The 20138-nt window shown below is 71.3% G+C and carries 20 protein-coding genes; 9 read left to right on the forward strand and 11 right to left on the reverse strand.

Annotation, left to right across the window (positions count from 1 at the left end; all coding sequences use genetic code 11):
- The 4 genes from KN815_RS22085 to KN815_RS22100 form a co-directional block, all read left to right on the forward strand.
- A partial coding sequence (locus KN815_RS22085; RefSeq protein ID WP_216343670.1) for an FMN-binding protein occupies positions 1 to 319 on the forward strand: 319 nt, incomplete at its 5' end.
- Positions 316 to 1107, forward strand: coding sequence for an FAD:protein FMN transferase (locus tag KN815_RS22090; RefSeq protein ID WP_216343671.1), 792 nt, complete (start codon positions 316 to 318; stop codon positions 1105 to 1107). The genes KN815_RS22085 and KN815_RS22090, both read left to right, overlap by 4 nt.
- 258 nt (positions 1108 to 1365) lie before the next feature.
- A complete protein-coding gene (locus tag KN815_RS22095) occupies positions 1366 to 2922 on the forward strand; it encodes an alpha/beta hydrolase (RefSeq protein ID WP_216343672.1) in 1557 nt (518 codons plus the stop codon).
- Positions 2919 to 4127, forward strand: coding sequence for a serine hydrolase domain-containing protein (locus tag KN815_RS22100; protein ID WP_216343673.1), 1209 nt, complete (start codon positions 2919 to 2921; stop codon positions 4125 to 4127). Before KN815_RS22095 ends, KN815_RS22100 begins: the two co-directional genes overlap by 4 nt.
- Before the next feature lie 78 nt (positions 4128 to 4205).
- Here KN815_RS22100 and KN815_RS22105 read toward each other — a convergent pair whose 3' ends face one another.
- Complete coding sequence (locus KN815_RS22105; RefSeq protein WP_216343674.1) at positions 4206 to 4604, reverse strand: DUF488 domain-containing protein; 399 nt, start codon at positions 4602 to 4604, stop codon at positions 4206 to 4208.
- A gap of 51 nt (positions 4605 to 4655) precedes the next feature.
- On the opposite strand from KN815_RS22105, the gene KN815_RS22110 reads away from it, so the two are divergent.
- On the forward strand, positions 4656 to 5246 hold the full coding sequence (locus KN815_RS22110; RefSeq protein WP_216343675.1) for a pyridoxamine 5'-phosphate oxidase family protein: 591 nt from the start codon (positions 4656 to 4658) through the stop codon (positions 5244 to 5246).
- A 66-nt stretch (positions 5247 to 5312) separates the two neighbouring features.
- Positions 5313 to 6356, forward strand: coding sequence for a bile acid:sodium symporter family protein (locus tag KN815_RS22115; RefSeq protein ID WP_253209159.1), 1044 nt, complete (start codon positions 5313 to 5315; stop codon positions 6354 to 6356).
- Positions 6357 to 6476: 120 nt separating this feature from the next.
- On the opposite strand, the gene KN815_RS22120 is transcribed toward KN815_RS22115, so the two are convergent.
- The 5 genes from KN815_RS22120 to argC all read right to left on the reverse strand — a co-directional run bounded on the left by KN815_RS22120 (position 6477) and on the right by argC (position 11575).
- Entirely contained in the window at positions 6477 to 7028 is a 552-nt protein-coding gene (locus KN815_RS22120; RefSeq protein ID WP_059147992.1) for an arginine repressor, read from the reverse strand.
- Between the two features lie 8 nt (positions 7029 to 7036).
- Positions 7037 to 8239: an acetylornithine transaminase gene (locus KN815_RS22125; protein ID WP_216343677.1), complete on the reverse strand. Its 1203-nt coding sequence runs from the start codon at positions 8237 to 8239 to the stop codon at positions 7037 to 7039.
- On the reverse strand, positions 8236 to 9234 hold the full coding sequence (gene argB / locus KN815_RS22130; RefSeq protein ID WP_216343678.1) for an acetylglutamate kinase: 999 nt from the start codon (positions 9232 to 9234) through the stop codon (positions 8236 to 8238). Before argB ends, KN815_RS22125 begins: the two co-directional genes overlap by 4 nt.
- 161 nt (positions 9235 to 9395) lie before the next feature.
- Positions 9396 to 10550, reverse strand: coding sequence for a bifunctional glutamate N-acetyltransferase/amino-acid acetyltransferase ArgJ (gene argJ / locus KN815_RS22135; RefSeq protein ID WP_216343679.1), 1155 nt, complete (start codon positions 10548 to 10550; stop codon positions 9396 to 9398).
- Positions 10547 to 11575 carry an N-acetyl-gamma-glutamyl-phosphate reductase gene (argC, locus tag KN815_RS22140; protein ID WP_216343680.1) on the reverse strand — a complete coding sequence of 343 codons (1029 nt, stop codon included), beginning with the start codon at positions 11573 to 11575 and terminating at the stop codon, positions 10547 to 10549. The genes argJ and argC overlap by 4 nt, the downstream gene beginning before the upstream one ends.
- A gap of 209 nt (positions 11576 to 11784) precedes the next feature.
- On the opposite strand from argC, the gene KN815_RS22145 reads away from it, so the two are divergent.
- Positions 11785 to 12480 (forward strand): DUF4232 domain-containing protein, encoded by a 696-nt coding sequence (locus KN815_RS22145; RefSeq protein WP_216343681.1) that lies wholly within the window; start codon positions 11785 to 11787, stop codon positions 12478 to 12480.
- Between the two features lie 17 nt (positions 12481 to 12497).
- Here KN815_RS22145 and KN815_RS22150 read toward each other — a convergent pair whose 3' ends face one another.
- Together KN815_RS22150 and KN815_RS22155 are read right to left on the reverse strand one after the other, a co-directional pair.
- Complete coding sequence (locus KN815_RS22150) at positions 12498 to 13298, reverse strand: SGNH/GDSL hydrolase family protein (RefSeq protein ID WP_216343682.1); 801 nt, start codon at positions 13296 to 13298, stop codon at positions 12498 to 12500.
- Complete coding sequence (locus KN815_RS22155) at positions 13285 to 13854, reverse strand: PadR family transcriptional regulator (RefSeq protein ID WP_216343683.1); 570 nt, start codon at positions 13852 to 13854, stop codon at positions 13285 to 13287. The genes KN815_RS22150 and KN815_RS22155 overlap by 14 nt, the downstream gene beginning before the upstream one ends.
- Before the next feature lie 168 nt (positions 13855 to 14022).
- Here KN815_RS22155 and KN815_RS22160 point away from each other — a divergent pair, with 168 nt between their 5' ends.
- Entirely contained in the window at positions 14023 to 14454 is a 432-nt protein-coding gene (locus KN815_RS22160) for a nuclear transport factor 2 family protein (RefSeq protein WP_216343684.1), read from the forward strand.
- Positions 14455 to 14524: 70 nt separating this feature from the next.
- Here KN815_RS22160 and KN815_RS22165 read toward each other — a convergent pair whose 3' ends face one another.
- Positions 14525 to 16105 carry an alpha/beta hydrolase gene (locus tag KN815_RS22165; protein WP_216343685.1) on the reverse strand — a complete coding sequence of 527 codons (1581 nt, stop codon included), beginning with the start codon at positions 16103 to 16105 and terminating at the stop codon, positions 14525 to 14527.
- A gap of 228 nt (positions 16106 to 16333) precedes the next feature.
- A complete protein-coding gene (locus KN815_RS22170; protein WP_216343686.1) occupies positions 16334 to 18553 on the reverse strand; it encodes an NADP-dependent isocitrate dehydrogenase in 2220 nt (739 codons plus the stop codon).
- Between the two features lie 131 nt (positions 18554 to 18684).
- Between KN815_RS22170 and KN815_RS22175 the strand changes: the two genes are divergently transcribed.
- Positions 18685 to 19206 carry a GNAT family N-acetyltransferase gene (locus KN815_RS22175; RefSeq protein WP_216343687.1) on the forward strand — a complete coding sequence of 174 codons (522 nt, stop codon included), beginning with the start codon at positions 18685 to 18687 and terminating at the stop codon, positions 19204 to 19206.
- A 41-nt stretch (positions 19207 to 19247) separates the two neighbouring features.
- On the opposite strand, the gene KN815_RS22180 is transcribed toward KN815_RS22175, so the two are convergent.
- Positions 19248 to 19820 carry a histidine phosphatase family protein gene (locus tag KN815_RS22180; protein WP_216343688.1) on the reverse strand — a complete coding sequence of 191 codons (573 nt, stop codon included), beginning with the start codon at positions 19818 to 19820 and terminating at the stop codon, positions 19248 to 19250.
- Positions 19821 to 20138: the final 318 nt, after the last annotated feature.

Raw genomic sequence — 20138 nt, forward strand, 5'->3', positions numbered from 1 at the left:
ACCGCCGGGCGGCGGCGGCGCGGGGGCCGGGGCGGGGGCGGGCGGCGCCCGTACGGTCACCGGCGACGTCGCGCAGACCCAGTACGGCCCGGTCCAGGTGAGCCTGACCGTCAGCGGCGGGAAGATCACCGGCGCACGGGCGGTCAAGACGCCGAACTCCGGGCCGCAGAGCGAGCAGATCGCCAAGGACTCCATCCCGAAGCTGAATCAGCAGGCGGTTTCCGCGGCGAAGGTGGACACGGTCTCCGGTGCCACCTACACGAGCGAGGGCTATGCCAAGTCCTTGCAGAGCGCTCTCGACAAGGCGGGTGCCCGATGACGTACCAGACGGACCGGCCCGAGCCGCTGCGCCATGTCGAGCACGTCATGGGCACGGTCTTCTCCTTCGACCTGCGCGAGGTCGCGGCCGCCGACCGGCCCCGGGTGCAGGCCGCGCTGGACGGGGCCGTGGTGGGGCTGCACCGGGTGGACGAGCTGTTCTCCACCTATCGCCCGGACAGCGAGATCAGCCGGCTGCGGCGCGGTGAGCTGACGCTGTCGCGGTGCGCCCCGGAGGTCTGGGATGTGCTGCGGATGTGCGAGGAGGCCGAGCACCGCAGCGGCGGCTGGTTCAGCGCCCGCTACGCCGGTGGCCGGCCCGACCCGACGGGCCTGGTCAAGGGCTGGGCCGTGGAGCGCGCCGCCCGGATGCTGGTCTCCTCGGGCGCCGGGTCGGTGTGCGTCAACGGCGGCGGCGACGTCCAGGTGCACGGCGGCCCCTGGCGGGTGGGCATCGCCGATCCGCTGCGCCGGGGCGAGCTGGCGGCGGTCGTGGAGGCACACGGCGAACTGGCCGTAGCCACCTCCGGCCCGGCCGAGCGGGGCTGCCACATCATCGACCCGCGCACCGGGCGCCCCCCGGCCCAGGGCCTGGCCTCGGTCACCGTGATCGCCACCAGTCTGGCCGACGCGGACGCCTGGGCCACGGCGGCCTGCGCGATGGGCGCCGGCCGCGCCCGCGCCTGGCTGGGACGGCTCGCCGACGCCGAGGCGTTCGTCATCACCGCCGACGGCGCCACCTGGCACACCAGCGGCTTCGCCCGCTATACGGCGGGGCTGTGCGTATAGGGCCGGTGCCCGATCCGAGCGTCCCACTGACACTCTGAGCAGGAGTACTCAGCCACTCTGAGCAGGAGCACTCAGGCACTCTGAGCAGAAGTACTCAGGTATCCGCCCCTCCCCTCCCCAGTGCGCTTCTTGGGAGTGGAGTCCGCTGCCTGTCAATACCGTACTCACCAGGAAATGTGAACCGGGCAGCCGCATGGTCCGGCGTCATGTGCGCTCCTAGCGTCGTGGGTGACAGCTTCGTCCGATCCGAGGAGCACCATGCGCGTCCCGTCCGCGGCCACCATCAGCCTGGGTCTGGCCGGTTTACTCACCGCGGCCGTGCCCGCCACGGCCGCACCACGTCAACCCACTGACGGTGCCCCTGCCCACCACCAGCGCCTCGTCTGGGGGCCCTGCTCAAAGGCTCAGACGGAGCTGAACGCGGCGGGGGCGGAGTGCGCCAAGGTGACCGTCCCCCTCGACTACTCCGACCCCGGCGGCCGTACCATCCAGGTCGCGATATCGCGGATCAAGGCCACCTCCACGGCCGGCAGGCGCGGCATTCTGCTGTCCAACCCCGGTGGCCCCGGCGGGACCGGTCTCGCCAACACCCTCGCGCTCCGCCCGGCGCTGAAGGAGGTGGCGGACACTTACGACCTGATCGGCTTCGACCCGAGGTTCCTCGGCGAGAGCACCCCCATCCGTTGCGCGCCCGGACATCCCTCGCCGCCACCCGGCCCGGTCACCTCCCCGCGCGAGGACTTCGAGGAGACGGTCCGGTCCGCGCGGGACACGGCTCGGCGCTGCCAGGAGTACGGGGACAACGCGGAGCTGCTGCCGCACGCCTCGACCCGGAACGTGGCCCGCGACATGGACGCGATCCGGGCCGCGCTGGGCGAATCCGGACTGTCCTACTACGGCGTCTCCTACGGTGCCGACCTGGGCGCCGTATACACCCAGTTGTTCCCCCGCCGGGCCGACCGCGTGGTCATCGACTCCTCCACCGATCCGGCCGCCACCCAGTACGAGCTGTTCCAGCGGGCCGGCGACCCGCTGGAGGCGGGGCTGGACGAGTGGGCCGGATGGGCCGCCCGGCACAACGACCGGTACCGGCTGGGCTCGACCGGCAGCCAGGTGCGGGCCACCGTTCAGGAGCTGCTCGATCACGCCGAGCGCCGACCAGTGGCGGTCGGCGGACAGCATCTGAACGCCCCCGTGCTGCGGCTGTTGCTCCGGCAGCTCGTCCAGCACCAGGAGAACGACGCCGCCCTGGCCTCGGTGGTGCGCGATCTGGCCGACGCCGACGCCGGGAAGCCGGTCGAGCCCGGCCCGGAGCTCGCCGCCATGCTCCAGTTGCTCAACTCGCCGGACCTGGAGGACAGCATGGTGGGCGGGGCGCTGTTCATGTGCGGTGACGGCGGCTGGCCCGCTGGAGGCTGGCCGAAGAACCCGGAGACGTACTGGCACAACAGCGTTCGCAGCCGCGCCACGCAGCCGGTCTTCGGCCCGGTGGTCAACGGGATGATCGCACCGTGCGCGTTCTGGAAGACCGAACCGCGGGAGCCGGGCACCTCCATCCACAACAACGTGCCCGTCCTGATGTTGCAGGCCCGTCGGGACAACAACGTCCCCTACGACGGCGCCCTGGCACTGCACCGCAGGCTCACCGGCTCGCGCCTGGTGACCGCGGACATCCGCTCGCACGGTGTCTACGGGCGGGGCATCGACGGCCATCAGCCCGTCCCCTGTGCCGACCAGGCCGTCAACGACTACCTGCGCGGCGGAACGCTGCCGGCCGACGACATCACCTGCGCCCCCACGGGAGCCGCCCGATGAGCCCGAGGGGACCGGTCATCAGCCGGCGCAAGGGTATGGCGGCTGCCGCGGCGGCCGTTCTGGTGGGCACCGGCTCCGGCACCGCCTCGGCGGTGCCCACCGGCGGGCGGCCACGCGGACACGACGCCCTCCAGGCCGACGTAGACGCGATCCGGGCGACCGGGGCCACCGGAGTGCTGGCGGAGGTGCTCAGCGCGCGGGGGCGCACCCTCGCGCGGGCCGGCACAGCGGATCTGACGGCCGGTCGCCCGGTGCCCTGGGACGCCTATTACCGCCTCGGCAGCGACACCAAACCCTTCACCGCCACCATCGCCATGCAGTTGGCCGGCGAAGGCAGACTCGCACTGACCGACGCCGTCGAACGGTGGCTGCCAGGGGTGGTCAAGGGGAACGGCAACAACGGCGGCAAGATCACCATCGCCAATCTGCTCCGCCAGACAAGCGGCCTGAACGACTACCTCGCCGCAGCGGGCGGAGAGGACGTGTTCACCCCCGAGGGCTACCTCAAGACACGGTTCCGGGCCTCCACGCCGCGGGAACAGCTAGAGGCCGCCCTGAGCGAGCCTCCGCTGTGGGTGCCGGACGCCGCCGACCCGGCGGAGGAACAGCGCTGGGGCTACTCCAACACCAACTACGTCATCGTGGGCCTCATCATCGAACAGGTCACCGGACACCCCTGGGCCCAGGAGATCCACGAACGCATCATCGAACCGCTCGGGCTCAGGAACACCCTCATTCCGGGCACCTCCGCGTATGTCCCGCAGCCGACCGCGACGGCATACACACAGTTCCCGGGCAGCCCGCATCTGACCGACACCTCCCTCGCCTCCGGCGGCGGCGCGGACGGCGGCATCATCAGTACCACCCACGACCACGCCGTCTTCCTGCGCGCGCTGCTGGGCGGCCGGCTGCTGCGCCCCGCCCAACTGTCCGCGATGAAACGGACCGTGGCGGCCGACGGCTGGATTCCGGCCGACGGCGTGCGCTACGGCATGGGCATCGCCTGGCGGCCCGGGGGACGGAACGGCGAGGGCATATGGTTCCACGGCGGAACCCACCTCGGAATCGTCTCGGAGAGCGGCGTCACAGCCGACGGCAGCCGCGCCGCGACCACCGCCACTTTCACGCTGCGCACCGACGAGGCACCAGCCGAGGCCCAGGCCAGGGCCGCCCTCCGCCTCGTCGACCACGCCCTGGCCCAGTGATGGCCGCTGATCTCCGTCGATGTCACGTCCCGGTGCTTCCGCGACGACGACACACCGAGCGGCTGACCGTCGCGGGGTTCATTCGCGGTCGCGGATCGCCTCGGCCAGCACCTGGACATGGCCGTGGTCGAGGTCCTTCACGGCCGTGAGGAGGGTCAGGGGGCCGGAGGTGGCCAGGGCGTGGAGGTGGTCGACGGCCGCCTGGCGCTCCGGGGTGGTGAGTTCGGCGCGGTAGCGGCGGGTGAATTCGGGGAAGCGGTCCGGTTCATGGCCGTACCAGCGGCGCAGTTCGGTGGAGGGTGCGGCGTCCTTGGTCCATTCGTCCAGGTGGGCGTCGGCCTTGGCGAGGCCACGGGGCCAGACGCGGTCGATCAGGACACGGGTGCCGTCGTCCGGGCCGGGGGTGTCGTACACCCGGCGGATGCGGATCGCGGGCCCGGTCGCGGACGCGCGCGCGGAGGCTTTCTTGGCGGCCATACGCCCATGGAACCATCGCCCGGGCGGCCACCCGTGAGGATAATGCGCCACATGGGAAAGGTGTACGAACGCATCGACGGCAGACTCCGCACCTTCATCGAAGAACAGAAGATCTTCTTCACCGCCACCGCCCCGCTGAACGGGGACGGCACGGTGAACCTCTCTCCGAAGGGGCTCACCGGCTCCTTCGCCGTACTCGACGAACTGACCGTGGGCTACCTGGACTTCGCGGGGAGCAACGCGGAGACCATCGCCCATCTGAGGGAGAACGGCAGGATCACCCTGATGTGGTGCGCCTTCACCGGCCCGCCGAACATCGTGCGGGTGCATGGCCGGGGCGAGCCGGTGTTCCGTGACGATCCGCGCTTCGGCGCGCTGCTGGAGCACTTCCCGGGCGTCGACGTGGACGCCCATGGGCTGCGGGCGGTCATCGTGGTGACGGCCGAGCTGATCCGGGACACCTGCGGCTACGCGGTCCCCTTCATGGACTATCGCGAGGAGCGCACGCTGCACGGCGACCGCTTCCGGCGGGAGGACGACGCGTCGCTGGACCGCTACTTCCACAAGAAGGAGCACATCGCCAGCAGCATCGACGGTCTGCCGGGGCTTCCGCTGCCGCTGCCGCCTCTTGGCTCGCCATAGTGGGTGTAGTGACCACATAACGAGACGGTGTTGCGGAAGGTGCCTCCGGAAGCGTTCGATCACGCGGTGCGATCCGAATCGAAGAGCTCCGCGGCGGACCCCTCGACGACGGCGGCCCAGGCGCCCTCGCCGTCGCCGTCGCCGTCGCCGTCGCCGGAGTCCACCTCCGCCGACCGGGCGGCCCGGCGGGCCGTCACCGTCTTCCCCATCCTGGTCCTCGCCGCCGGTGCGGCGGGCCTCACCACGCCCGGCACCTTCAGCGGCTGGGCGCCGAACGTGCCCTATCTGCTCGGCGTGATCATGTTCTGCATGGGGCTGACCATGACCCCGCAGGACTTCTCGGGTGTGGTCAAGCGGCCGTGGGCGGTGGCCCTCGGCCTGGTCGCGCACTATGTGATCATGCCGGGGCTGGGGTGGCTGATCGCCAACGCCCTCGGTCTCTCCCCGCAGTTGGCGGCCGGAGTCATCCTCGTCGGCTGTGCGCCGAGCGGAACCGCCTCGAATGTGGTCACCTATCTGGCGCGCGGCGATGTGGCCCTGTCGGTCTCGGTCGCCACCGTCTCCACGGTGCTCGCGCCCCTGGTCACCCCACCGCTGACGCTGCTGCTGGCCGGGGAGTTCCTGCCGGTGGACGCGGGGTCGATGGTCACCGACATCCTCAAGACCGTGCTGCTGCCGGTGATCGGGGGGCTGGTCGTACGGCTGGTCGCCGGGCGGTACCTCCACCGGGTGCTGGGGCTGCTGCCCTGGCTGTCCGCCGTCACCATCGGCGTGATCGTCGCGGTCGTGGTGGCCGCCAGCGCGGACACCATCAAGTCGGCGGCGGCGCTGGTGCTGCTCGCCGTGGTGCTCCACAACGGGCTCGGCCTGGCGCTGGGATACGGCGCCGGGAAGGTGGCCCGGCTGGGCGCGCCCGCCAGCCGTGCCATGGCCTTCGAGGTCGGCATGCAGAACTCCGGGCTCGCCGCCTCCCTGGCCGCCGCCCACTTCAGCCCGCTGGCCGCGCTTCCGGCCGCCGTGTTCTCCGTCTGGCACAACGTTTCGGGCGCGGTGGTGGCGGCCTGGATGTCGTACCGGGCGCGCGGGACGGAGAAGGCGGCGAGCGCCTAGGGGATCTCCGGGCGGGTCTCTTCGCGCCGAGGGGTGCCCGGTGGATCTTTCCCCGCCCCGCCCCTTCCCGCGGGAGGGGAGAGGAGCGGGAGGGGAGCGGAGCAGCCCGCCGGGCCTCCCCTAACGCTCCTTCTGGGCCAGGCGCAGCAGATGGTCCGCCAACTGCTGGCCGCCCACCGGGTCGCGACTGATCAGCATGAGGGTGTCGTCGCCCGCGATGGTGCCGAGGATGTCGTGCAGCTCCGCCGAGTCGATGGCCGAGGCGAGGAACTGGGCGGCGCCCGGCGGGGTGCGCAGCACCACGAGGTTGGCCGACGCCTCCGCCGAGATCAGCAGCTCGGCCGCCAGCCGGGCCATCCGCGCCTCGCTCGCCGACTCGCCGAGCGGGGCGCGCGGCGTGCGGTCGCCGCCCTCGCTCGGCACCGCGTAGATCAGCTCACCGCCGGTGTTGCGGATCTTCACCGCGCCCAGCTCGTCCAGGTCCCGGGAGAGCGTCGCCTGGGTGACGGAGAGCCCGTCGTCGGCGAGCAGCTTGGCGAGCTGGCTCTGGGAGCGCACGGCCTGCCGGTTCAGGATGTCCACGATCCGGCGGTGGCGTGCGGTGCGGGTCTGCGGCACGGCCGGTCCGCCGTGGTTGGCGTCCTGCGCGTCGGTGTGCTGCGCCTCGGTCATCGGTGTCGTCAGTCTCCGGCTCGTCGTTCCCCGTCACCCTCGCGTGCGGCGTCCAGAACGGCGGGCAGCTCCCGGAGGAAGGTGTCCACCTCCTCGTCGGCGATGACGAGCGGCGGGGCGAGCCGGACCACATCCGGCGCGACCGCGTTCACCAGGAGTCCCGCGTCCTGAGCCGCCTGCTGCACCTGCGGTGCGAGGGACTCTGTGAGCACGATACCGAGCAGCAGCCCGGCGCCGCGGACCCGGGCTACCAGAGAGTGGTCGAGCGATTCGATTCCGTTACGCAGCCGCTCCCCCGCCCGCTTGACCCGGTCCAGGATGCCGTCGGCGGCGATCGTGTCGAGGACGGCGAGCGCGGCGGCGCAGGCGACGGGGTTTCCGCCGAAGGTGGATCCGTGCTGACCCGGGGTCAGCAGGTCGGCCGCGGGCCCGAAGGCGAGGGTGGCGCCGATGGGCAGCCCGGCGCCGAGCCCCTTGGCGAGGGTGACGACATCGGGCTCGACGCCCTGCGCCTGGTGCTCGAACCAGTGCCCGGTCCGCCCGATGCCGGTCTGGATCTCGTCGAGCACCAGCAGGGTGCCGGTGGCCCGGGTGATCTCCCGCGCCGCCGCCAGATAGCCGGCCGGCGGCACGACGACGCCGTTCTCGCCCTGGATGGGCTCCACGATGACGAGGGCGGTGTCGGTGGTGACGGCCGCGCGCAGCGCCGCCACGTCCCCGTACGGCACATGCGTGACATCGCCGGGCAGCGGAAGGAACGGGTCCTGCTTGGCGGGCTGGCCGGTCAGCGCGAGGGCGCCCATGGTGCGGCCGTGGAAGCCGCCGGTGGTGGCCACCATATGGGTGCGCCCGGTGCGCCGCCCGATCTTGACGGCGGCCTCGACCGCCTCCGCGCCGGAGTTGGAGAAGTACACGCGTCCGGAGCGGCCGAAGAGCTGGAGCAGCCGCTCGGCGAGCGCCACCGGGGGCTCGGCGACGAAGAGGTTGGAGACATGGCCGAGGGTGGCGATCTGGTCGGACACGGCCCGGACGACGGCGGGGTGGGCATGGCCGAGGGAGTTGACGGCGATACCGCCGACGAAGTCGAGGTATTCGGTGCCGTCCGCGTCCCAGACCTTGGTGCCCTTGCCGTGGGTGAGCGGGAGGCGGGGGGTGCCGTAGTTGTCCATGAGCGCCCCCTGCCAGCGCTGCTTCAGCTCCGCGTTGCTCACTGGTCCTCCCCCTTGTCGCCCTGCTCGCTCTGCTCGCTCTGCTCGCTCTGGTCGCTCTGGTTCTGCGGGTCGATCACGGTCCCGTCCGGCAGGACCATCGTGCCGATGCCCTCGTCGGTGAAGATCTCCAGCAGGATGGCGTGCGGTACGCGTCCGTCCAGCACCCGGGCGGTGGTGACCCCGTGGCGCACGGCGTACAGACAGCCCTCCATCTTCGGCACCATGCCGCTGGCCAGCTCCGGCAGCAGCTTCTCGAGCTGGCTCGCGGTGAGCTTGCTGATCACATCGTCGCTGTTGGGCCAGTCGGCGTAGAGGCCCTCGACATCGGTGAGCACGACCAGCGTCTCGGCGCCCAGCGCGACGGCGAGGGCGGCGGCGGCCGTATCGGCGTTGACGTTGTAGACATGGCCGTCATCGGCGCTGCGGGCGATGGAGGAGACGACCGGGATCCGGCCGTCGTCCAGCAGGGCCTGGACCGCGCCGGTGTCGATCTCGGTGATCTGGCCGACCCGGCCGATGTCCACCTGTTCGCCGTCGATCTCGGCGAAGTGCTTGGTGGCGGACATCAGGTGCGCGTCCTCGCCGGTCATGCCGACGGCGAGCGGGCCGTGCCGGTTGAGCAGCCCGACCAGTTCGCGCTGGACCTGTCCGGCCAGCACCATCCGTACGACATCCATGGCGTCGTCGGTGGTGACCCGCAGTCCGGCCTTGAACTCGCTGACCAGACCGTGCCGGTCGAGCTGCGCGCTGATCTGGGGGCCGCCGCCGTGGACGACGACGGGGCGCAGGCCCGCGTGGCGCAGGAAGACGACGTCCTGGGCGAAGGCGGCCTTCAGCTCGTCGTCGACCATGGCGTTGCCGCCGAATTTGATCACCACGGTCTTGCCGTGGTGCCGGGTCAGCCAGGGCAGCGCCTCGATGAGGATGCGGGCCTTGGGCAGGGCGGTGTGTTTACGGGTGGGTTGTTTTCCCTCATACGAGTGATTGACCGTCATATCCGACTTCCGGAAGACTCTCGTTTCAGCCGCCGGGCGGGCGGTGCTGGCCTGTGGAGGCGATGTAAGACCTGTCTCGGATGCGTCCGAGCGGGCTGTCGCCAGTGAAGCAGGAACCCTCGTCGGCGACGGCGGGGACCCGCGACAACCAAGCGGGGACGTCAAGACGAATACGCGCTGTTCTCGTGGACGTAGTCGGCCGTCAGGTCGTTCGCCCAGATCACCGCGGACTCGCTGCCTGCCGCGAGGTCCGCGGTGATGCGGACCTCGCGGTAGCGCATGTCGACCAGTTCGCGGTCCTCGCCCACCGAGCCGTTCTTGCACACCCAGACGTCGTTGATCGCGACGTTGAGCTGGTCCGGTTCGAAGGCGGCCGAGGTGGTGCCGATCGCGGAGAGCACCCGGCCCCAGTTGGGGTCCTCGCCGTGCACGGCGCACTTGAGGAGGTTGTTACGGGCGATGGAGCGGCCCACCTCCACGGCGTCGTCCTCGGTGGCCGCGCCCACGACCTCGATCCGGATGTCCTTGGAGGCGCCCTCGGCGTCCCCGATCAACTGGCGGGCGAGATCGGCGCAGACCTCGCGGACCGCCTCGGCGAACTCGGCGGCCTCGGGCGTGACCCCACAGGCGCCGGAGGCCATCAGCAGCACCATGTCGTTGGTGGACATGCAGCCGTCGGAGTCGATCCGGTCGAAGGTGGTGCGGGTGGCGGCGCGCAGCGCGGTGTCCAGCCCGGGGGTGTCCACATCGGCGTCGGTGGTGAGGACGACGAGCATGGTGGCCAGGCCCGGGGCCAGCATCCCGGCGCCCTTGGCCATACCGCCGACGGTCCAGCCGGCGGGGCTCTGCGCGACGGCCGTCTTGTGCACGGTGTCGGTGGTCCTGATCGCGATGGCGGCCTTCTCGCCGCCGTGCGGGGAGAGCGCCTCGGCGGCCTTGCCGATCCCGGACAGCACCGCGTCCATGGGCAGCCGGACGCCGATGAGCCCGGTGGAGGCGACGGCGATCTCGCCCGCGCTGTGGCCGAGGGCGTCCGCGACCTTCTCGGCGGTGGCGTGGGTGTCCTGGAAGCCCAGCGGGCCGGTGCAGGCGTTGGCGCCACCGGAGTTGAGGACCACGGCCGAGACCTGGCCACCCTTAAGGACCTGCTCGGACCACAGGACGGGGGCGGCCTTGACGCGGTTGGAGGTGAAGACGGCCGCGGCGGCGAGGCGCGGGCCGGTGTTCACGACGAGTGCGAGGTCGGGGTTTCCGTTCTCCTTGATGCCTGCCGCGACGCCGGAGGCTGTGAAGCCCTGGGCTGCCGTAACGCTCATGGAGCGACTCCGATCGTGGAAAGTCCCAGCTCCTCGGGGAGGCCGAGGGCGATGTTCATGCTCTGCACCGCGCCACCGGCGGTGCCCTTGGTGAGGTTGTCGATGGCGCTGATCACGATGGCGCGGCCGGCCGCCTCGTCATGGGCGACCTGGAGCAGCGCGGCGTTGGATCCGTGGACGGCGGCGGTGGAGGGCCACTGGCCCTCGGGGAGGAGGGTGACGAACGGCTCGTCCCGCAGCGCCTTCTCGTACGCGGCCCGCAGGCTCTCCCCGGTCACCCCGGGCCGAGCGGTGGCGCTGCACGTGGCGAGGATCCCGCGAGGCATCGGGGCGAGGGTCGGGGTGAAGGAGACCGAGACCCGCTCCCCCGCCGCGGCCGACAGGTTCTGGATCATCTCTGGGGTGTGCCGGTGGCCGCCGCCGACGCCGTACGGGCTCATGGATCCCATGACCTCGCTGCCCAGCAGATGCGGCTTGGGCGCCTTGCCCGCGCCGGAGGTCCCGGAAGCGGCGACGATCACCGCCTCGGGCTCCAGCAGCCCGGCGGCGTACGCCGGGAAGAGCGCGAGGGAGACGGCGGTGGGATAGCAGCCCGGAACCGCGATGCGCTTGGTCCCCTCCAGCGCGGAGCGGGCCCCGGGCAGCTCGGGGAGGCCGTAGGGCCAGGTGCCGGCGTGCGGCGAGCCGTAGAACTTCTCCCAGTCCGCCGCGTCCTTCAGCCGGAAGTCGGCGCCGCAGTCGATGACCAGCACCTGGTCGCCGAGCTGCTCGGCCACGGCGGCGGACTGCCCATGCGGCAGCGCCAGGAAGACCACGTCATGTCCGGCCAGCGCCTCCGCGGTGGTGGACTCCAGCACCCGCCCGGCCAGCGGAAGCAGATGGGGCTGGAGCCCGGCGAGGGGCTGCCCGGCGTTGGAGTTGCCGGTCAGGGTGCCGATCTCCACCTCGGGGTGGGCGAGCAGCAGACGCAGCAGTTCGCCGCCCGCGTATCCACTCGCGCCCGCCACCGCAGCACGTATGGCCATTGCCGTCTTCCTCCCTCACGCGATGGCATGACTATACGATTGATCGCAGTGTTATGCAAAGCCCTCCCCGCCGCTCGCGGTTCGTTTGCGGGACGTGAGCCAGGCGTGAGTGAAGCGTTTCCAGAACGTCAGCGGCCCCCGGAAAAGTGGTGTTCACACCGCGGGACGCCAAAGAAGGCTCCCGCACAAGGCGCAGGAGAAACCTGATCATGCGTACTTCCCGGATTCGTACCGCCGCCCTGGCCACCGTCACCGCCGCGCTGGCGCTGGGCCTGACCGCCTGCGGCGGCGCCGACGGCGACTCGAAGGCGGCGGGCGGCGACAAGGCCGCCGGTACCTCGCAGAGCCGGTCGGTGTCCAACGGGGACGCCAAGGGCGGCGCGGAGCAGGCCAAGAGCGGCGGTGACACCAAGACGGGCGAGCGCTCGACGACCGCCTCGGGCGGGTCGGACGAGGTCACGAACAAGGCCGCTACCGCCGCCCAGCAGTGCCGCGGCGACGAGATGATGGTCACCGCGGTGCACCAGCTCGCCGGGCAGCAGGGCGACCACCTGCTGATCACCGCGTCGAACGAGGGCGACAAGCCGTGCTGGGTCACCTCGTACCCGTCCGTGAAGCTCGGCGGCGATGTCGACAGCGCCGCGCTCCCGCTTTCGAAGAAGGACGACACGGCCGGCGACAAGCGCATCACGCTCCGGCCCGGCGGCACGGTGTACAGCGCGGTGAACCTCTTCGACTACGGCTCGAAGAACCAGACGGCGCAGTCGTTCGCCATCGCGCTGCGCGGCGCGGACGGTCAGGACGGCCCCTTCTACTCCGTCGACTCCAAGGGCGAGCAGCCGGAGTTCCGCTGGAACGAGGCCGACGTGCTGAACTGGAACACCGAGAAGCCGTACGACTTCTGACGGTCGCACCGCTCCGCTCAGCCCGGGCGCCTCGCGTCCACCGGGCCCAGGTCCGGGCGCTTGGCGGTGTGGCCGTCGCCGGAGGAGCGGCCCCGGAGCCGCCGGGTGAGCCAGGGGCCGAGGAAGGTGGCGGTCCAGCGCAGTTCGCCGGGGGCGGCGCGCCATCCGGTGGGCACGGGGGTCGCCGGCGGGGGCAGCGGATGGGTCCAGGTGTCGTCGGTGCCGGGCAGGCCGAGGGCGTGGGCGAGGGCGGCGGCGATGCGCTGATGGCCGAGGGGGCTGGCGTGCAGACGGTCGCTGCTCCACAGCCGGGGGTCGGCGACGACGGGGGGCCGGCTGGTTTCGGCGACGGTGACCCCGTGGCGCCCGGCGGCTTCGCGGATGCGCTGGTTCAGGACGACGACGCGCGGAGCGAGGGGACGCGCCAGCGGGGTGATGCGGGCGGGGTCGGGGAAGGTGAGCGTGGCCACGCGGGCGCCCTGGGCGGTGAGCTCGGCGAACATCGCCTCCAGGTGGTGGGCGACCTGGTCGGCGTCGAAGCGGGGGCGCAGCAGGTCGTTGACCCCGGCGACGACGGTGGCCAGGTCGGGGCGGAGGGACAGCGCGGGTGCGAGCTGCTCGGTGTGGACCTGCGCGGCCAGGCGACCCCGTACGGCGAGGTTGGCGTAGGAGAGGCCGGGGTTGTGGTGGGCGAGGTGTTCCGCGAGGCGGTCGGCGAAGCCGCGCAGACCGGTGGCCTCGTCGCCGTCGCCCAGGCCCTCGGTCTGGCTGTCGCCCAGCGCGACATAGCGGCGGTAGGGCGCGTCAGTGCCGGGCATGGGTGTGCTCCCTCTGTCGCAGGACCGTGATCGTGCGCTCGCACCAGTCGCGGTTGCCCTGTTCGAGGGCCAGACCGCGCAGACAGGTCAGATACGGGCCGATGGGGCGGCCGTGGCGAAGGAACTCCTCCTCGGTGCGGTCACCGCGGATCTTGCGCAGCAGCTTGCCGAAGAGGTCGATCTTGGCCTGGGCGAAGGCGGCCCGCTCGGTGAGCCGGCCGATCAGGGTCTCGGTGTCGACATGGTCGGCGGCCTGGACCTTGACGAGCAGGTCGTCGCGGATGAAGGAGGGCTTCGCGAAGGCGGCCGTGAACTCCTCCAGCTCCGCCAGCCCGGCGTCGGTCACCCGGAACAGCCGCTTGGTGGGGCGGGTCTCCTGGGCCACCTCCCGGCCCGCGATGAGCCCGTCCTTCTCCAGGCGGGTCAGCTCGGCGTAGAGCTGCTGTGGCTGGGCGTGCCAGAAGTTCGCCACGCCGATGTCGAACGCCTTGGTGAGCTGGTATCCGCTGAGCTCCCCCTCGAGCAGCGCTGCCAGCACGGCGTGCCGTAGGGCCATGGGACCGCCTCCTTCATGCCGCCGCCTTCATGCCGCCGCCTTCGTGCCGCCGCCTTCGTGCCTCTGGCGCCGGAATGTGCCGCCGCAATGCCTCTGCCGCCGGACACGGAACCATGGTAGTCATGAAAATGACTAATCACATCCATGACTAGTGAAGGTGGGGCCGCGATGAACGCCGCCGACCGTTTCCGTGCCGCCGTCCACAACAAGGACCTGACGGCCCTGGACGAGCTGTTCACCGAGGACATCCGCCTCTACAGCCCCGTCAAGTTCACCCCCTTCGAGGGCAAGCCGATGGTGCTGGGCCTCTTCGGGGTCCTGCTGCGCACCTTCGAGGACTTCCGTTACGTCGGCGACTACACCGGTACCGCGCGGACCAGCACCGACGGCACCTCCGCCGCGTCGGCGGTGCTGCTCTTCCGCGCCCGGGTGGGCGACAAGGAGATCCACGGCATCGACCTGCTGCACTTCGCCGACGACGGCCGGATCAAGGAGTTCACCGTCATGGTCCGGCCCCAGTCCGCCGTACACGCCCTCGGCGAAGCGGTCCTCGCCGGGCTGGTCGAGGACGGCCTCGCACCGGCGCCCGCGGGCCGGTAGACGCACCTACGTGATGTGGGGCCCCAGCCCTGCTGGAGCCCCACATCACCTCATCGTCCGGCGGAACGGATCAGAAGCCGTTCGTCGTCCCCGGGAGTCCCGAAGGCGCGGGAAGGGGCAGCTTCTTGAAGCCCTGCTCGCGCTGTGCCGCGGGCGTACGGCACGTCAGGTCCTGCGCCGGGAGACGGCCGGTGGACAGATAGCCGGTGGCCGGCTTGTCCGCGCACGACTTGGTGTAGCCGTAGACGCCGTGGCCCTCGCCTCCGGCGACGGTGACCATCCGCGAGCCCTTCATGGCCCGGTGCATACCGCGACCGCTGGCCAGCGGCGTCTGCGAGTCCCACTCGTTCTGGAGGATCAGCGCGCCGACCTTGTTGTCGACCTTGGTGGCGGGCTCGCTGCCCTCCTTCTTCCAGAAGGCGCACGGCTTGATGGTGGATCCGAAGTCGCCGTACAGCGGGTACTTCGCCTTGTCCCGCAGCGCGTCGCTGCGGTACTGCTCGGGGTCGCGCGGCCAGTTGCGGGTGTCGGCGCAGACGACGGACCAGAAGGCGGCGGTGCCGTTGTCCGGGGCCGCGGCGCTGCCGAAGGCCGGCCGGCTGGGGCGGCTGGGCGCCGCGGACTCGCCGGTGCGGGCCGGAGCCCCGTCGGCCGCCTTCTTCAATCTGGCGATGGCCTCCGCGCCCTCGCGCACCGTGAAGAGCGAGGCCCGGATGCCGCCGCGGATGTCGTCGCCGGTCAGCTTCTGGCCGTCGAGCTCGATCGGCTCACGGTCGGCCTGGGCGACGAGGTCCCAGAAGGTCTTGCGAACGGCCTCGGGGGTCTTGCCCAGTTTGTAGGTGCTGTGCCGCTGGGCGGTCCACTCGCTCCACCGCGTGAAGGCGGGTTCGGCGCCCTCGGCCCAGATCTGGATCATGCCGCGCCATATCCGCTCCGGGTCCACGGAGCTGTCCAGCACGAAGCGGTCGGCGCGCCGGGGGAACATCTGCGTGTAGACGGCGCCGAGGTAGGTGCCGTACGAGTACCCCAGGTAGGAGATCTTCTTCTCGCCCAGCACGGCCCGGATGACATCCATGTCGCGAGCGGTGTTCCGGGTGGTGATGTGGCGCAGCTTGTCGCCTTGTTCCTTGTCGCACTTCTCGGCGACGGTGCGCGCCCACTTCACGTCCCGGGTGAACGTCTCGTCCCGGTAAGGGCGTTCCCAGCTCTCCTCTTTGCCGGTCAGACCGCAGGTGACGGGGGAACTCCGGCCGACCCCGCGGGGGTCGAAGCCGATGAGGTCGTACTTCCGCGTCACCGACTTCGGCAGCTCAGTGGCCAGCGAGAGCGGCATGCCGATGCCCGGGCCGCCCGGGCCGCCGGGGTTGAGCAGCAGTACACCGCGGCGCTCGGCCGGGGTGCTGGTCTTCATGCGCGATATCGCGAGATCGGTCTTCTTGCCGTCGGGGCGGCTGTAGTCCAGCGGGACTTTGATGGTGGCGCACCGGTAGGAGGCCGGAGTGTCGTCGGCGCAGCGGTGCCAGGCCGGCTTCTGACCGAGGTACGGCTCCAGGGGGTTGCCGGCTGCGGAGGCGGTGGCCGGGGCGAGGGCCGGTACCAGGGCCGCGAGGGTGCTCGCCGCCAGGACATGGACGAATGGTCTGGTTCGCACGTGGGGAGTCCTTATGGGCAGTCTGTGTTGTGACGCAATCACCCTTTCTCATGGGGCAGTTGGGGAGAAACCTTCGCTGGGATGGGATGCCCTACGCCGCTGGGGGTACGGACCGGCGGGCAAATGGCTCTGAAGTCTTACGCCATCGGCAGCGGACAGGCCATAGGGGAGAAAACGAAGCGCCCCGGCCGGAGAGTTCCGGCCGGGGCGCAGCGGTGCGCCGGGGCGTCAGCCGAGGGTGGCGAGGGCCTGGTTGAGGGTCGCGGACGGGCGCATGACCGCCGCGGCCTTGGCCGTGTTCGGCTGGTAGTAGCCGCCGATGTCGACCGGGGAGCCCTGGACGGCGAGCAGCTCGTCGACGATCGTCTGCTCCTGGGCGGTGAGCACCTCGGCGAGCTGGGCGAACGCCTTGGCCAGGGCCGCGTCGTCGGTCTGCCGGGCCAGCTCCTGGGCCCAGTACAGGGCCAGGTAGAAGTGGCTGCCGCGGTTGTCGATACCGCCGACGCGACGGCTGGGCGACTTGTTCTCGGCGAGGAAGGAGCCGGTCGCCCGGTCCAGGGTGTCGGCGAGGACCTGGGCCCGCGCGTTGCCCGTCTTCTGCGCGAGGTGCTCGAAGCTGACCGCGAGGGCGAGGAACTCGCCCAGGCTGTCCCAGCGCAGGTAGTTCTCCTTGACGAGCTGCTGGACGTGCTTGGGCGCGGAGCCGCCCGCGCCGGTCTCGAACAGCCCGCCGCCGTTGATCAGCGGGACGACCGAGAGCATCTTGGCGCTGGTGCCCAGCTCCAGGATCGGGAACAGGTCGGTCAGGTAGTCACGCAGGACGTTGCCGGTGACCGAGATCGTGTTCTCGCCACGGCGGATCCGCTCGAGCGAGAGCTTGATCGCGTCGACCGGCGAGAGGATCTTGATGTCCAGGCCCTCGGTGTCGTGCTCGGGCAGGTACGCCTTGACCTTCTCGATGAGGTTGGCGTCGTGCGCCCGGCCCTCGTCGAGCCAGAAGACGGCCGGGTCGCCGGTGGCGCGGGCGCGGGTGACGGCCAGCTTGACCCAGTCCTTGATCGGCACGTCCTTGGTCTGGCACATCCGGAAGATGTCACCGGCGCCGACGACCTGCTCGATGACCGCGTTGCCCGCCGCGTCCAGGACGCGGACGGTGCCCGTGGTGGGGATCTCGAAGGTCTTGTCGTGGCTGCCGTACTCCTCGGCCTTCTGCGCCATCAGGCCGACGTTGGGCACCGAGCCCATCGTGGCCGGGTCGAAGGCGCCGTTGGCGCGGCAGTCGTCGAGGACGGCCTGGTAGATCCCGGCGTAGCTGCTGTCCGGGATCACCGCGAGGGTGTCGTGCTCCTCGCCGTCCGGGCCCCACATGTGGCCGGAGGTGCGGATCATGGCCGGCATGGAGGCGTCGACGATGACGTCGGACGGCACATGCAGGTTGGTGATGCCGCGGTCGGAGTCGACCATGGCCAGCTCTGGGCCCTCGGCCAGCTCGGCGTCGAAGGACGCCTTGATCGCCGCACCCTCGGGCAGGGCCTCCAGGCCCTTGAGGATGCCGCCCAGACCGTCGTTCGGGGTGAGTCCGGCGGCGGCGAGCGCCTCACCGTGCGCGGCGAAGGTCTTGGGGAAGAAGGCCCGTACGGCGTGGCCGAAGACGATCGGGTCGGAGACCTTCATCATCGTGGCCTTCAGGTGCAGCGAGAACAGCACACCCTCCGCCTTGGCGCGGCCGACCTGCGCCGAGAGGAACTCGCGCAGCGCCGCGACGCGCATCACGGAGGCGTCCACGACCTCGCCCGCCAGCACCGGCACCGACTCGCGCAGCACGGTGGTGGAGCCGTCGTCGCCAGCCAGCTCGATGCGCAGCGAACCGGCCTCCTGGATCACCGCGGACTTCTCGGTGGAGCGGAAGTCGTCGGTGTCCATATGGGCCACATTGGTCTTGGAATCGGCCGTCCAGGCGCCCATGCGGTGCGGGTTCGCCTTGGCGTAGTTCTTCACCGAGGCGGGGGCGCGGCGGTCGGAGTTGCCCTCGCGCAGCACCGGGTTCACGGCGGAGCCCTTGACCTTGTCGTAACGGGCGCGGATCTCCCGCTCCTCGTCGGTCTTCGGGTCGTCCGGGTAGTTGGGCAGCGCGTAGCCCTGCTCCTGGAGCTCGGCGACCGCGGCCTTGAGCTGCGGGATCGAGGCCGAGATGTTCGGCAGCTTGATGATGTTGGCTTCAGGGGTCTTGGCAAGGTCGCCGAGCTCGGCGAGGGCGTCGGGGATGCGCTGGCCCTCTTCGAGGTGCTCCGGGAACTGGGCGATGATCCGGCCCGCCAGAGAGATGTCCCGGCTCTCCACGGTGACCCCGGCCGTCGAGGCGTATGCCTCGATCACCGGCAGGAACGAGTACGTCGCGAGGGCAGGGGCCTCGTCCGTGTGCGTATAGATGATGGTCGAGTCAGTCACCGGGTGCTCCGCTCCACGTCTGCAACATTGCTCGACATCAAGATATCTGGTGCCGGGCCCTTTCCCGAAAGGGCCCTGGGCAGAACGACGCACCCTGGCCACCGCCCGCGGTTCCTGGGATCGTCCCGTCCATGCCGAGAACCCTGCGGGGCGCACAGGTGGTGCTGCGCCCCACCGATCCCTCCGATGTCCCCGTCCTGGCCGCGATCCGCGCGAAGCCCGAGGTCCACGCGCGCTGGCGGGGCGGCGAGGACCTGGTGGCGGCGGTGCGCGAGGACCTGGCCGAGCCCGGCGCCGAGCATCTGAGCATCGAGTACGGGGGCGCGGTGATCGGCATGATCCAGTGGGCGGCGGAGGACGAGCCGGACTACCGGCATGCGAGCATCGACATCTATCTGGACCCGGCGGTGCACGGGCGGGGGCTGGGCACCGACGCCGTACGCACCCTGGCCCGCCATCTGATCACCGACCACGGCCACCACCGGATCGTGATCGACCCGGCGGCGGACAACGCCGCCGCGATCCGCTGTTACGGCAAGGTCGGCTTCCGGCCCGTGGGCATCATGCGCTCCTACGAGCGCGGCCCCGACGGCACGTGGCACGACGGCCTGCTGATGGATCTGCTGGCCGAGGAGATCACCGAGGCTCCGTGAGCACTGCCGAGGAGATCACCGAGGCGCCGTGAGCACTCCCCTCACGCCCCGTCCACACGCAGCCGCCACTCGCCCGCGCGGCCGGTGAGGGTGACGGTGGAGAGCGGGCGTATGTCGACGTTCCAGTAGCAGTGCGGCGGCGCCTTGATGGCGTACATCAGGGCGGCGCGGACCACCCCGGGGTCGGCGACGGCCACCATCTTGGCGTGGTCCTCGGCCGGGCGGGTGTCCAGCCAGCCGCCGATCCGCATGATGAACGCGTGCAGCGACTCCCCGCCGTGCGGCACCGAGCGCGGATCGCCGAGCCAGGCGTCCACCTCGCCCGGTTCGCGCGCCATCACATCGGCGAGGGAGCGGCCCGCCCAGCGGCCCATGTCGCAGTCGCGCAGGGCGAGTTGGACCAGCGGGGTGAAGCCCAGCGCATCGCCGGTCTCCCGGCTGCGGGCCGACGGCGAGCAGTAGCGCAGCTCCGCCGCGGCCAGCGGTACGAGCGCGGGGGCCGCGCGCTCGGCGGCGAGCCGGCCCTCCGGATCCAGCGGCCGGTCGTCACCGAAGCGCTCCCCCAGCCGGGAAGAGCTGCGACCGGCGGCGACCAGCGTCAGCCGAAACGTCATCCCGGCATCGTACGGTCACGGCCACGGCTCCAGGACCCGTAACCAGGAGAAGAGCAGGGCCTTTCGGTGTGCGCCGGGTCACCGGGCGGCTCGAAGCAACCGTCTCATGAACACCGTGCGCATCGTGGGTGGCGGGCAGGATGCGGACGCCCTGAAGGGGCGCCGGGCCGTGTCGATGTGCGGCTCCGCCACGCGGCAGGGCTCCGCCCCTTGACGCCGGAGTCTGGGGGCGGAGCCCTGGTTTCGGGGTCTGGGGCGCCCGGTCCGGGGTCTGGGGCGGAGCCCCGGTTTCGGGGTCTGGGGCGGAGCCCCAGTTGT

This window comes from Streptomyces niphimycinicus (assembly GCF_018883605.1).
GTDB lineage: Bacteria > Actinomycetota > Actinomycetes > Streptomycetales > Streptomycetaceae > Streptomyces > Streptomyces niphimycinicus.

Excerpts from the sequence above, each read along its gene's own strand:
- argC (WP_216343680.1), bottom strand. The coding sequence starts at position 11,575 with ATGGCCATACGTGCTGCGGTGGCGGGCGCGAGTGGATACGCGGGCGGC.
- KN815_RS22160 (WP_216343684.1), top strand. The coding sequence starts at position 14,023 with ATGAACGCCGCCGACCGTTTCCGTGCCGCCGTCCACAACAAGGACCTG.
- KN815_RS22120 (WP_059147992.1), bottom strand. The coding sequence starts at position 7,028 with ATGACCGAGGCGCAGCACACCGACGCGCAGGACGCCAACCACGGCGGA.
- KN815_RS22100 (WP_216343673.1), top strand. The coding sequence starts at position 2,919 with ATGAGCCCGAGGGGACCGGTCATCAGCCGGCGCAAGGGTATGGCGGCT.
- KN815_RS22150 (WP_216343682.1), bottom strand. The coding sequence starts at position 13,298 with ATGCCCGGCACTGACGCGCCCTACCGCCGCTATGTCGCGCTGGGCGAC.
- KN815_RS22180 (WP_216343688.1), bottom strand. The coding sequence starts at position 19,820 with ATGACGTTTCGGCTGACGCTGGTCGCCGCCGGTCGCAGCTCTTCCCGG.
- argB (WP_216343678.1), bottom strand. The coding sequence starts at position 9,234 with ATGACGGTCAATCACTCGTATGAGGGAAAACAACCCACCCGTAAACAC.
- argJ (WP_216343679.1), bottom strand. The coding sequence starts at position 10,550 with ATGAGCGTTACGGCAGCCCAGGGCTTCACAGCCTCCGGCGTCGCGGCA.
- KN815_RS22090 (WP_216343671.1), top strand. The coding sequence starts at position 316 with ATGACGTACCAGACGGACCGGCCCGAGCCGCTGCGCCATGTCGAGCAC.
- KN815_RS22155 (WP_216343683.1), bottom strand. The coding sequence starts at position 13,854 with ATGGCCCTACGGCACGCCGTGCTGGCAGCGCTGCTCGAGGGGGAGCTC.
- KN815_RS22110 (WP_216343675.1), top strand. The coding sequence starts at position 4,656 with ATGGGAAAGGTGTACGAACGCATCGACGGCAGACTCCGCACCTTCATC.
- KN815_RS22175 (WP_216343687.1), top strand. The coding sequence starts at position 18,685 with ATGCCGAGAACCCTGCGGGGCGCACAGGTGGTGCTGCGCCCCACCGAT.
- KN815_RS22095 (WP_216343672.1), top strand. The coding sequence starts at position 1,366 with ATGCGCGTCCCGTCCGCGGCCACCATCAGCCTGGGTCTGGCCGGTTTA.
- KN815_RS22145 (WP_216343681.1), top strand. The coding sequence starts at position 11,785 with ATGCGTACTTCCCGGATTCGTACCGCCGCCCTGGCCACCGTCACCGCC.
- KN815_RS22105 (WP_216343674.1), bottom strand. The coding sequence starts at position 4,604 with ATGGCCGCCAAGAAAGCCTCCGCGCGCGCGTCCGCGACCGGGCCCGCG.